This window comes from Streptomyces sp. RLA123 (genome assembly GCF_056270165.1).
In genome coordinates this window covers 1-11,261 of the sequence record NZ_JBWDOR010000002.1, presented here as the reverse complement: position 1 = coordinate 11,261, position 11,261 = coordinate 1, and the positions used below count along the sequence as shown (strand labels likewise).

Sequence of the window (11,261 nt, the reverse complement as noted above, 5' to 3'; positions counted from 1 at the left end):
ACGTTGCTGTTCGAGGTCGATTACCTCACCGTCCAGCGCCCAAAAATCTATGTTGGCCGGAGTAGACATTGGGCGGTGGTGTGGCTATGGTTTCTCTCGTAGCCCAGAGAGACAGCAGGGCCTGGCAGAGACGACCTGCCGGGCAGCAGTACCGCAGTACAGCCAGTTGCAGTACGCAGGACGGTGCGGTGGTGGAGTCCCGGAGCCAGAGCGGTTGCAGGACGGTGACGGGACTGGCGGCCGGACCGGGTGGCCCGCAGTGATCAGGGGCCACCGTGAGCAGTACCGGTAAGTGCAGTGCGCAGTACCCAGCAGTGAAGTCGGTGGGCAGTACCTCGGTGAAGGCGTCGGCTGCGGGCGCGCGCACCGGGAGGTTCGGCAGTGGGGTTCCAAGCCGGAGCAGATGCAGGACGGGCGACGGGGCTGGCTGCCGGACAGTGGCGCTGTGGCAGGTCACTGAGCAGTTCGCATCACCAGCAGTACGCAGGAGAGCAGTACCCGCAGTAGGTAAGTGATGGATTCCCGAGGGAAGAACGGAGGAGCGAAGCGCCATCAGGATCGCCCGGGCGGACGTTGTGAGCCCGGGTACCGCAGGACATCGATAGTGAGGTGGTCTCCGGTCACGCATCCGCGATCCCCGCACCCCCGGCAGCAGTCCGGTCGGGTGGGCGGAAACAGAAGGCCGGCGTACTTCCAGAGCCGGCAGATGGTGTAGCAGTTCCTTCGGGGCCCTGGTGCCATACGGCACCAGGGCCCCTCAGCGCGCTTTCACAGAGAGGTGCAATGACAGCAGACGACTCGTTCGGCCGTCTCGACGACGACTACCCCGCCTACACCATGGGACGGGCTGCCGAGATGCTCGGCACCACCCAGGGTTTCCTGCGCGCCATCGGCGAAGCCCGCCTGATCACCCCGCTCCGCTCCGAGGGCGGACACCGCCGTTACTCCCGCTACCAGTTGCGCATCGCCGCCCGGGCCCGGGAACTCGTCGACCAAGGCACGCCGGTCGAGGCCGCCTGCCGCATCGTCATCCTCGAAGACCAGCTCGCAGAAGCCCAGCGCATCAACGCCGAATACCGCCGCGCGGCCGACATCTGACCTACAGTCCGGGGGTCACCTCACTGCCGCTTGCACCCCCCGATGAACGACTCACACCAACCGTGGATCAGTTCTCGGGGTCCGGCCAGTCGGCGGCTATCAGCTCATCGCCGAGAGCGCTGGTGCGAGGACCGCGTCCTGTTGGGGTGGGGTTCGGGCTTCTTCGACGACGTAAGGTGCGAATGTCGCGATCGCTCACGGATGGCAGCGGCTCAGTGTGGTCGTCGCAGCGATCCATCCCAGCATCGCGCGGTCCTGTCGCCCGAAGTCCGGACAGCGGACGACAGCCGCTGATCGGTCTCGTGTCGCCGGGAGAGGGCAGCGATCAGGGCGAATCGGATTCCCTCAACTAGGACCTTCTGCGTTTTCGAGCTTGGCCCATATCCGGGTGATGGCAGCGATGTCATCGTCGTTGAGGGGATCGACGAAATATTTCTTGACCGAATCTTCGAAGGTTCGTCTGACCGTCTCGGCGAAGTGCCGTCCGCTCTTGGTGAAGCTGATGAGCGACACCCGACCGTCGCCTTGGTCGGCTCCACGTTGTAGGTGCCCGGCATCGATCAGTCCCTGAACCAACCGTGATGCTCTGGTCGGGCTGACGCTGACGAGTTCGCCAGACAGACCTCGAACCGACTGAGGCTCGGCCTCCAGGAGCCAGCACAGGATCTCGACGGTGCTGAACGAGAGCTTGTGCTGGTCCATCAGCACGGCGTCGATCCGCCCGGTGACCGTGGCGTGGGTGAGCAGCAGCGCAAACCAGCCGTTGACCTGGTCCGGGGAAATGATTCGCGGTTGCGACACGGGTGCCCTCACGCTCGGCAGTATACCCCAAACTGGATGCTCGCCCGTTTACATGCGCGCGCACGCATCTGTTACGGTAGGCATGCAGCCGTGAACGGGAGACCAGCCCCGTTTGCGGAGCGCTTCGCACGAGCGGCGTCAACTCGCCGGCCCGACGTACCTCGCAGGTTTACACATCGATCGGCCTTTCGGCCGGCAGAAACGTAAAGGTCAACATGCTCAAACTTGATGGCAAGGTCGCCGTGATCACTGGAGCAACCTCTGGGATGGCGTTGGCGACGGCCAAGTTGTTCGTGTCCGAAGGCGCCTACGTGTTCATCACCGGGCGAGACAGGGACAGACTGGACGAGGCGGTCGCGGCCATCGGCCACAACGTGACGGGCGTACAGGCGGACTCGGGAAATCTGGACGACCTGGCTCGCTTGGCCGAGACCGTGCGGGAGCACCACGGACGAGTCGACGTCCTATTTGCGAGCGCTGGCGTCGCGTCGGTGTCCGACCCGTTGGGAAGTATCACCCCCGATACGTTCGATGCGATTGTGGGCGTGAACTTCCGCGGCACTGTGTTCACCGTTCAGTACTTGCTGCCGTTGATGAGCGACGGTGCGTCGATCATCCTGAACGGCACGACCAGCGCGACCAAGGGCATCCCCGGTGCCGGTGTCTACTCGGCGAGCAAGGCCGCCGTTCGTTCACTTGCCCGCACCTGGGCCGCGGAGTTGAAGGTCCGCGGTATCCGGGTGAATGTCGTCAGTCCCGGTTCGATCGACACCGCGCTCTTCAGCACCGTGCCCCCCGAGTTTCGGGAACAGATCACCGCCGCCATCCCGCTGGGACGGCTGGGAACCAGCGAGGAAATCGGGGCTGCCGCGCTGTTCTTGGCCTCCTCGGACGCCAGCTTCATCACCGGCGCGAACCTCGTCGTCGACGGCGGGTTCAGCCAGATCTAACGGCGAGTGCCGACCAGAGGAGTGCCTCGTGTCGGCGCTCCGACCTGACCGCGCGAGGAGCAGAGAAAATGGGCAGTAACGAGGCATCCAGGGCCCCCGGCGTCTCAGTCGTCGCGAAAGCCGACGCAGCGCAATCGACAGTTCCCCACAATCCTTACTACGAGCGACGGTGGATGGCTCTGGGCGTCGTCGTGATCGCCCAGATCATGATCCTGCTGGATGCGACTGTCGTGAACGTGGCGTTGCCTTCGGCGCAGGCCGACCTGGGCTTCTCTGACGCCAACCGGCAGTGGGTCATCACTGCTTACGTGCTGGCCTTCGGCAGTTTGCTACCGCTTGGCGGCCGACTCGCCGACGCGTACGGCCGCAAGACCATGTTCATCGTGGGACTGCTGGGCTTCGCGATTGCCTCCGCCGTCGGTGGCGCCGCCCCGAACATCGGCACGTTGATCACTGCCCGGGCCGTTCAGGGCGGGTTCGCCGCGATTCTCGCGCCGGCCGCGTTGTCGCTGATCACCGTGATCTTCGCCGACCTCCAGGAGCTGAACAAGGCGTTCGGGATCTTCGGAGCGGTGTCCGGCAGCGCCGGCGCCATCGGCCTGCTGCTCGGTGGGTTGCTGACCGACTACGTCAGCTGGCGCTGGTGCATGTACGTCAACATCGTCCTCGCGGTCGTGGGGATCATCGGTGGACTCACATTGCTGCACAACTCCTCCGAACCCGACAAGCCCAAGCTTTCCGTGCCGAGCACTGTCGTCGGCTCGGCGGCAATCTTCGGGTTGGTCTTCGGATCGGCCAAGGCCCAGACCGACGGCTGGGGCTCGGCGGTCACCCTGACCCCGCTGATCGCCGGTGTTTTTCTGCTGGTCGGCTTCGTCGTGCTTCAGAAGGTCGATCGGCACCCGCTCATCCCGCTGCGCGTGCTCGCCGACCGCAACCGCGGTGCCGCCTATCTGACGCTCTTCCTGGCGAACGCGGCGGTGTTCGCAGTGTTTCTGTTCCTGACGTACTACTTCCAGGGCGTGCTGGGCTACTCGCCGATCACGACCGGCGTCGCGTTCCTGCCGCTGATGGTCACAGTCGGGGTGGTGGCGACGCTGACCCAGGGCGTGCTGCTCCAGCGCCTGACTATGCGAGTCATCGTCGCCGCCGGGTTGATCGCCTCCGGTGCCGGGGCGGCCTTGCTGGCCCAGGCCGATGCGGGCAGCCCGTACGCGGCCTGGGTGTTGCCCGGGCTGATCCTGATCGGAACCGGTATTGGCTCGGCCGCCGTCGTGGCCGTCGCGGTCGGGCAGTTGGGTGTCGAACCGCGCGACGCCGGCACCGCCGGGGCGCTCAACAATGTCTCCCAGCAGCTCGGCTCGGCGCTCGGCGTCGCCCTGATCAGCACCTTCGTCGCTACCGCAACCCACCATTACCTGACCCACCATGGCAGCACGGCCGTTGTTGGTGCCACCGTGCACGGGTTCACTGTCGGCTTCTGGTGGGCCGCCGGCCTGTTCTGGGCCGCCGCTGTCGTCTGCGGTGCTTTGATCCGCGGTGGCACCAGCCTTCACCACGAGGCCGGCCAGCCCGAGCCTCTCGAAGAAATCGTCAGCGCCCTGATCTGACGACACGCTGTGCGCGACGACGTCGCGTCGCGGCTGACCACGAACGAACGACTGAAGGAGACATCGATGCCTGACTACGGTCATCCCCTGCGTTTCGCAACATTCCTCGGTCCCACCAACTCCCCGCCGAGCCGTCCGGTCGAGTTGGCGCAGCTAAGTGAGCGGCTCGGCTTCGACTTCGTCACCTTCCAGGACCATCCCTACCAGTCGAGCTTTCTCGATACCTGGACTCTGCTGAGCTGGGTGGCCGCGCGGACCGAGCGCATCGGAGTGTCCGGCAACGTGCTGAACCTGCCGCTGCGTCAGCCCCCCGCCGTACTCGCCCGCGCGGCGGCCAGCCTCGACCTGCTCTCCGGTGGACGGACCAGCCTCGGACTCGGAGCCGGCTTCTACTGGGATGCCGTGCAGGCGATCGGCGGACGGCGGCTGACCCCGCTACAGGGCGTTGCGGCCCTTGACGAGGCGATCGACATCATCCGCGGGGTCTGGGATGCCGACGGGCCCGGCGGCGTGGATGTTGACGGCGAGTTCTATTCGGTCCACGGCGCCGAGCGTGGACCCGCGCCCGCCCACGAGATCCCGATCTGGCTCGGCGCCCACAAGCCGAAGATGCAGGGCTTGGTGGGACGCAAGGCCGATGGTTGGCTGCCGTCGCTGCCGATGATGGAGCCGGGCGGCGTGTCAAAGGGAAACGCGATCATCGACGATGCCGCCCGGGCCGCCGGCCGCGATCCCCGCGAGATCACCCGTCTACTCAACATCTTCCCGGGCCAGCAGACGCCGGAGGCACTGACCCAGCTGGCCGTCGAGGACGGCGTCAGCATCTTCATTCTGGCCAGCGACGACCAGGACGTAATCGAGCGCTTCGCCGCTGAAACCATCCCCGCGGTACGCGAACACGTCGCCCGCGAACGCAACTAGTCCGCGAACCAATGCTGCGTGACCAAAGCGCTTGATGCAGCCCCATCAGACCGGCAACACACCGCTTACCCCGGCAGCTCCATAGACAGCAAAGGAACACGTCATGACCACCATCAGCATCATCGGTTCGGGCAACATGGCCACCGCCATCGGCACCCGGGCAGCCAAGCACGGCCACGCGATCGAGCTCATGAGCCGCAACACCGCCAAGGCTTTGGCGCTGGCCGACCAGATCGGCCACGGAGCCACCGTCGGCGCGCTCGGCGCAACGCCGACAGGTGACATCGTCATCGTGGCCGTCCCGTACACCGGCGCAGTCGACGTGGTCACTCACTACGGCGACGCGCTTGCCGGCAAGATCCTCGTCGACATCTCCAATCCCTTCAACGCCGACGCCAGCGGACTCGCGACCACCCCAGACAGCTCGGCGGCCCAGGAGATCGCTGCTGCCGCCCCCGAGGGCACACCCGTCGTGAAGGCGCTGAACTCGGTCTTCGGCCACGTCCTCGCTCACGACACGCCCCTGGACGTTTTTGTTGCCGGCGACGACGCCGCAGCGAAGGCCCAAGTCGCGGCGTTTCTGGAGAGCATCGACTTGCGGCCCCTCGACACGGGAGGGCTCGAGATGGCTTCGGTCCTCGAATGGACCGGCATCCTGCTGATGGGGCTGGCCCGCAACGGCGCAGGCTTCGACATCGCCCTCGGCGCCGAAGTCCGCTGAACACCCTTTCGGTTTGGGCTGGCCGTCTCGGCTTTCCCGTGCTGACCGAGAGAGGTAAGTACGCGGCTGTATGACTGATACGACCTGAGTGACTGAGGGCAACCGTGTCCAGGGACGCCGTTGCTGGGCCACCTGAACATCAACATCTTTCTGGTCGCTGGCCCAAGCCCGAGTCGTGATCAGCGACTGGAAGGAGGACTACAACCGGCGCCGACGACAGTCGTCCCGCTCATCGCGCTGCCTCCACGATCGCGACGGCGTTGATCCCTCCGAAGCCGAACGCGTCGACCTGAGCGATGGTCAGGTCGCCGGCTGCGGGGGCGCCCTGCACCAGGCCCAGTCCTGCGGCCTCGGAGATCGGGTCGGGAGTCTTCGAGGCCCGCGTCGAACGCACCGGCAGGAAACCGCTGGTCGGACGGTTCGGCGGCATTCCGCTGCGACGGATAAAGAAGACGTTCAGCACCGACCGTCGGTTGGCTCCCGTCAACACCAAACGCAAGGAGCTGGTCACCCGGCTCCTCGCCGGACGGTGTGAGTCATGCGGACACGTCGACGAGGTGGAAGTTCACCACGTCGCCAAGCTCGCGGACCTCGGAAGATCGGGAGCCCGGCCGCCGTGGGCAGATCTCATGGCCGCGCGACACCCCAAAGCCCTTGTGGTCTGCGCAAGTTGTCACGCGGGCATCCACGGCAAGAAGCCCGTCCCAGCACTCACGGAGTAGTCACTGGAGAGCGACGTGCGGTGAAAGTCGCATGCGTCGTTCGGGCAGGGGGCCGTGGGAAAAGGACCTGCTCAGCAAGCACCTCGCCAACGGCCCACCAGTACTCTATGGCGAAACCTGTGCGACAAGGTCCTGGCAGCGGTCCGCACCCACGCCTCCTGCTGTGCCAAACCGTCAACCCGCCCCGCCCCGGCGGCGTCCGCGAGCAGACCACACGCGAGCGCGGGCACAAAATCCACGCCCTACTCGACTCCGGCGTCGGCCTTCTCGACTGCTCCCGCAGACTGAACCTCGCCCTCAACACCGTCAAGCGCTACGCCCGCATCCCCGAACCGTCCGCCGATCGCATCGCCCCACGCTACCGGCCAACCCTGGTCGACCCCTACCGCGACCACCTGCGCAGACGCCGCTCCGACAACCCGGCCGTCCCCGCCACCCACCTTCTCCACGAGATCAGGGAACTGGGCTACACCGGCAGTGCCAACCTGCTGGTCCGCTACCTCAACCAGGGCCGTGCCGAAGGCGACCGTCCTGTGACAACCCCCGCCGCCTCGCCCGGCTCCTGCTCACCCACCCCGATCGCTTGTGGACCAAGGACACCGCCCTGCTCGGCCTTCTCGCCGCGGCCTGCCCGGAGATGACCGCGCTCGCCCGGCTCACCGGTGAGTTCGCCGCGCTCCTGACCCCGGCCCAAGCCAACAACGACAAACTCACCCAGTGGATCACCACCGCCCGCACCGCCGACCTGCCCCACCTGCACAGCTTCTGCAACGGCCTCGAACTCGACCGCGCGGCTGTGAACGCCAGCCTCACCCTGCCCCACCACAACGGTCGGACCGAGGGCACCAATACCCGAACCAAGAAGATCATGCGCCAGATGCACGGCCGGGCAGGATTCGACCTACTCCGTCACCGCATCCTGCTCCAATGACTACCACCGACCGTCACCACCGACTACGGAACAGAGCCGAACGTTTTACACTCCCACGGCCCCGCGTCTCGTACCGATGGCGTCCGGGATCCTTCCGTTGGGGGAGGCGGTGCGGTGACGGGTGTGGCGTTGTCGGCTGGGGCGCAGTTGGTGCGGACGTCGTCGGTGCGGGCGGTGGCCGTGGTCATCCGCGTCCGAGCAGGGCTGGACCGCATGTGAAGTCCCGCTGGACGGAGGCGAGTTCGCGGCCGGTCACGATCTGGCGTCCGACTGTCCCTTGTCACCTGAGTAGGGGTCCGGTAGGACTGCTCGGGTGACTGATCATCGAAGCTTTGCTCGCACTGTCATAGCGCTGTCCTTGGTCGTGGTCGCTGCCTGCGCAGTAGCGGTCACGATCAAGGTGACCTCGAGCCCCATCTCTGTGGAACCACCGCGCGTGCTGGATCAGACAGCCCTGGAGAAGCGGGTGGCGGGTGAAGTCGGCGGCCTGAAGAAGGACAACCCCGGGGCCTACGTGGCCTGCCCTCTGTCCGTCGTGGTCAAGGAAGGCACCAAGTTCGACTGTCGAGTCTACGGAGACACCAACCCTGAGACGGTATACGTCGAGATCACCAGCGATCAAGGAGAGCTCTCAGTCTCGAAGTAGCTCGAGCGTGGTGTCACAAGCCTGCGACGACCCGATGCTGCGCCCTCGCGTTTGCGTCCCTCGCCGTATTGGGCGGCTGCTCGTCCGCTGCCCCGGCCGAAGCGCCGGCCCCCGCGTCCTTGAGCACCGTCGGCGGCCCCGTGGCCTTCCCGTATGACGTCGACGGCGAGCGCCGCCCCGCGCGTCGACATCCAGGCCCTCGTCACCAGACTCTGCGCGCGCTGCACCGACGACCCTCGGGTCTGATGCAGGTTCGGGTGACAGGTTTGCTCACGCGGCCTGGAGGGCCGGTGTGGTCATGACGGTCTCGAATTCGACGGGGTCAATCGGCCGAGTGCGGTTTGTCTGCGGCGGCGGTGATAGGTCCTTTCGATCCAGGTCACGATCGCGATCCGCAGTTCCTTGCGGGTGGCCCATTGGGCAAGCTGTCGGGGGTTCCTGGCCGGGCCGCTTGGGGTTCTCCTGCGGTCCCCACTTGGGTGCCCCGTACCCGGGGCGGGGAGAAAATCCCTGGTCAGCACAGGAATTCGTGTGTCTCTCGGACCGTCACAGCTCTTTATTGTCAGTGGAGGAGGAGACCATCGGGCTCCCGGGGGCCGGGGCCCCGCAGGGGGCGCTCGGGCCGCTGGGGCCATAGGGATGGTGGGGCGTCCGGCTGGGGCCGGCCGCGACGACGGGAAGGGGGCGGGGCCGATGACGGGCAAGCGGAAGGCGAATCCGGCGGGGTCGTCGAATGATCTGCGCGGTGATGTGCTGCGCGTGCTGGGGGTGTTGAAGGTCGCCACGACTGATCAGATCCAGCGGATCGCCGCACCGCACCTGTCGTTCCGGCACACCCTCAAGAAGACCCCGGCCGAGCAGAAGACCGCCCGCACGGCTGCGCATGCCGGGGCGCTGTCGGATCTGCGCAGGCACGGCCTGGCCGAGAACGGCGGCACCACCAAGGGCGCCGAGACCCTGCGCAACCTGACCCCCGCGGGCCTGAAGGCCGCCTCCCACGAACTACGCCGCCCACTGCCGGAGATGGGCAGCCCGGCCCGCGGCGCGGGCAGCAGCGGAGCCGCACACGCCCTGTCCGTCAACGAGACCGTCATCGCCCTGCTCCGCCCGAAGCCGGATCTGACCCGGCTCACGAGCGAGCCGCCCGAAGCGCTCGCGGCGGCCCGCGCGGTGGTCGACGCTCCGGCCGGGATCGGCAGCATCGCTTCCTACGCGACGGAGGTCCCTCTACCGGCCACGGGGACGTGGAACGTGCCGGGCCGGGGCGGCGCCCAGGCAGACCTTGTGCTGACCGCCCGGCAGGACGGGGTGCCGCTGCTGTTCATCGAGGTCGACAACTGCCACGAGACGGCGGAGGAACTCGCGGACAAGCTGGAGAAGTACGCGCGGTTCCTCCAACGGCAGGTGAAGGACACCGACGGCACGGAGCGGCCGATGTGGCGGACCCGCTGGCCCGCCCCAGGCGGCCAACTCGGGTACGACATGCCGCACCCGCCGGTGCTGCTGGTCTTCCACCGCATCGGCGAACGCAACCCGGACCTCACCGTCCCCCGCCTGGCCGACCTGACCCGCCACCTGTGGCAGGGCCAATGGGATCGCGACGGCTATCACCTGTACGACCAGAAGATCCCGATCATCGCGACCGGACTGAACAACCTGCGCAAGCACGGCCCGGCCGGAGCCGTCTTCCAGCGCTTCGGCCGAACCGACATGCAGCCCCTCACCGACGCGCTCGGCAACCCCCGCAAGGACGCCGCCCACGCCCGCGCCCGGGCGGCGCAGATCGCCCGTCAGGAAGCGTACGAGGCCGAACAGCAGCGCAAGGCCGAGCAGAAAGCGGCCGAGCGCGAGGCCAAGCGCCCGGCCTGCGCGGACTGCGGAGCGAAGTTCCCCGACACCCGGTGGAAAGCCGCCCGCAGATCCCCCGAGGCCAACGCCCATTGGCACCCGACACTGTGCGAGGACTGCGAAAGCCGCGCGAGGGTCGCCGCGCTCCAGGCCGAACAGGAAGAACGCGAACGCCGGGAGCAGGAAGAGGCGGCAGCTGCTGCCGAAGCCGCCCGCAGGGCCGGCGGCTGGCTTGCCCGCTTCCGCACCTGACCCGTGGGCAAGCCCCGCCTGCCAGCACCGCAGGGGTCTGCCCAGGCCCGCAGCTGCCGCCGGATGCCATCGGCGTTGCCCGTACTGCTTGGCGCGGGTAGCTCCGACAGTGGTCTGGACGGTGGTGTGGAGGGTAGCCCCCACCGGTGCACCGAGCGGTGCACCGAAGGTAGCAACGCCGGTCTCCGCAGCCGTGGTGTTGTTGCTGGTCGGGCGGGGTGGGCAAGCCGGTTCGGGACGGCGACACCTCTTCCAGCGATAGCCTGGGAGAGGTCTGGGCTCCAATAGGGCGGGCCGGTGTGCCGGGTGCGGGGCCGCGCTGGAGTGCGGGCACTCCCGGTCAGGTGGTCACGCCGCTCCACGAGCGGGCCACGGGGGTCTGTGGGCCGTCACCGAGGGCCAGGAGCCGCCAGTCGTGCGGTTCGACGTCGGTGTCCGTGGCCGCGGCGGTATTGGCCAGGACCTCGAACACCGCCCCGCACAGCTCTTGCCAGGACAGGCCGCTGATCTCCACCAAGACGAGGGTGTCCACCGGCACGGTGACCTGACCGTGAGCCCACGCGTTCAACGCCACATGCGTGGTGAGCCGACCGACGCGCACGATGTGGGCCAGCGTGAGGCGGTACTCCGCCATAGACCATTCCCCCCGATCACTCCTCCGAATGTCACCCTCCGTCATCTCACGGCCACAGTCAATCCCCGGCCCTGGCATCTGCCCTGGTGGGCCACCGGACGCCCCGGAAGAAGAACGGCACCCAAGG

Annotated in this window: 10 protein-coding genes and 4 pseudogenes; 10 read left to right on the top strand and 4 right to left on the bottom strand. The window is 67.2% G+C overall.

Annotated features, from left to right (window positions below):
• Positions 1-783: 783 nt before the first annotated feature.
• On the top strand, positions 784-1,098 hold the full coding sequence (locus tag RV983_RS00225) for a MerR family transcriptional regulator (RefSeq protein ID WP_475983720.1): 315 nt from the start codon (positions 784-786) through the stop codon (positions 1,096-1,098).
• A gap of 345 nt (positions 1,099-1,443) precedes the next feature.
• Here the strand turns inward: RV983_RS00225 and RV983_RS00220 are convergent, their stop codons facing one another.
• Positions 1,444-1,911 (bottom strand): MarR family winged helix-turn-helix transcriptional regulator, encoded by a 468-nt coding sequence (locus RV983_RS00220; protein ID WP_475983719.1) that lies wholly within the window; start codon positions 1,909-1,911, stop codon positions 1,444-1,446.
• Between the two features lie 203 nt (positions 1,912-2,114).
• Here RV983_RS00220 and RV983_RS00215 point away from each other — a divergent pair, with 203 nt between their 5' ends.
• The 5 genes and pseudogenes from RV983_RS00215 to RV983_RS00195 form a co-directional block, all read left to right on the top strand.
• Complete coding sequence (locus tag RV983_RS00215) at positions 2,115-2,849, top strand: SDR family NAD(P)-dependent oxidoreductase (protein ID WP_475983718.1); 735 nt, start codon at positions 2,115-2,117, stop codon at positions 2,847-2,849.
• Between the two features lie 68 nt (positions 2,850-2,917).
• Positions 2,918-4,459, top strand: a complete 1,542-nt coding sequence (locus RV983_RS00210; protein ID WP_475983717.1) for an MFS transporter — start codon at positions 2,918-2,920, stop codon at positions 4,457-4,459.
• Positions 4,460-4,468: 9 nt separating this feature from the next.
• On the top strand, positions 4,469-5,380 hold the full coding sequence (locus RV983_RS00205) for an LLM class flavin-dependent oxidoreductase (protein ID WP_475983716.1): 912 nt from the start codon (positions 4,469-4,471) through the stop codon (positions 5,378-5,380).
• A 103-nt stretch (positions 5,381-5,483) separates the two neighbouring features.
• Positions 5,484-6,101, top strand: coding sequence for an NADPH-dependent F420 reductase (locus tag RV983_RS00200; protein WP_475983715.1), 618 nt, complete (start codon positions 5,484-5,486; stop codon positions 6,099-6,101).
• Between the two features lie 145 nt (positions 6,102-6,246).
• Positions 6,247-6,327 (top strand): annotated as a pseudogene (locus tag RV983_RS00195) (integrase core domain-containing protein); the annotation flags it as partial.
• A 3-nt stretch (positions 6,328-6,330) separates the two neighbouring features.
• Here the strand turns inward: RV983_RS00195 and RV983_RS00190 are convergent.
• Positions 6,331-6,465: pseudogene (locus tag RV983_RS00190) on the bottom strand (3-oxoacyl-ACP synthase); the annotation flags it as partial.
• A 109-nt stretch (positions 6,466-6,574) separates the two neighbouring features.
• On the opposite strand from RV983_RS00190, the gene RV983_RS00185 reads away from it, so the two are divergent.
• The 3 genes and pseudogenes from RV983_RS00185 to RV983_RS00175 all read left to right on the top strand — a co-directional run bounded on the left by RV983_RS00185 (position 6,575) and on the right by RV983_RS00175 (position 8,400).
• The gene (locus tag RV983_RS00185; protein ID WP_475983714.1) at positions 6,575-6,823 is read left to right on the top strand and encodes an HNH endonuclease; all 249 of its coding nucleotides are present in this window, start codon (positions 6,575-6,577) and stop codon (positions 6,821-6,823) included.
• Positions 6,824-6,928: 105 nt separating this feature from the next.
• Positions 6,929-7,754, top strand: a pseudogene (locus tag RV983_RS00180) (transposase); the annotation flags it as partial.
• A 313-nt stretch (positions 7,755-8,067) separates the two neighbouring features.
• A complete protein-coding gene (locus RV983_RS00175) occupies positions 8,068-8,400 on the top strand; it encodes a DUF4333 domain-containing protein (protein ID WP_475983713.1) in 333 nt (110 codons plus the stop codon).
• Between the two features lie 270 nt (positions 8,401-8,670).
• On the opposite strand, the pseudogene RV983_RS00170 reads toward RV983_RS00175, so the two are convergent.
• Positions 8,671-8,816 (bottom strand): annotated as a pseudogene (locus RV983_RS00170) (IS3 family transposase); the annotation flags it as partial.
• 277 nt (positions 8,817-9,093) lie between these two features.
• Between RV983_RS00170 and RV983_RS00165 the strand changes: the two are divergent.
• On the top strand, positions 9,094-10,500 hold the full coding sequence (locus RV983_RS00165) for a replication-relaxation family protein (protein ID WP_475983712.1): 1,407 nt from the start codon (positions 9,094-9,096) through the stop codon (positions 10,498-10,500).
• A gap of 340 nt (positions 10,501-10,840) precedes the next feature.
• Here RV983_RS00165 and RV983_RS00160 read toward each other — a convergent pair whose 3' ends face one another.
• Positions 10,841-11,134: a hypothetical protein gene (locus tag RV983_RS00160; RefSeq protein WP_475983711.1), complete on the bottom strand. Its 294-nt coding sequence runs from the start codon at positions 11,132-11,134 to the stop codon at positions 10,841-10,843.
• Between the last annotated feature and the right edge of the window lie 127 nt (positions 11,135-11,261).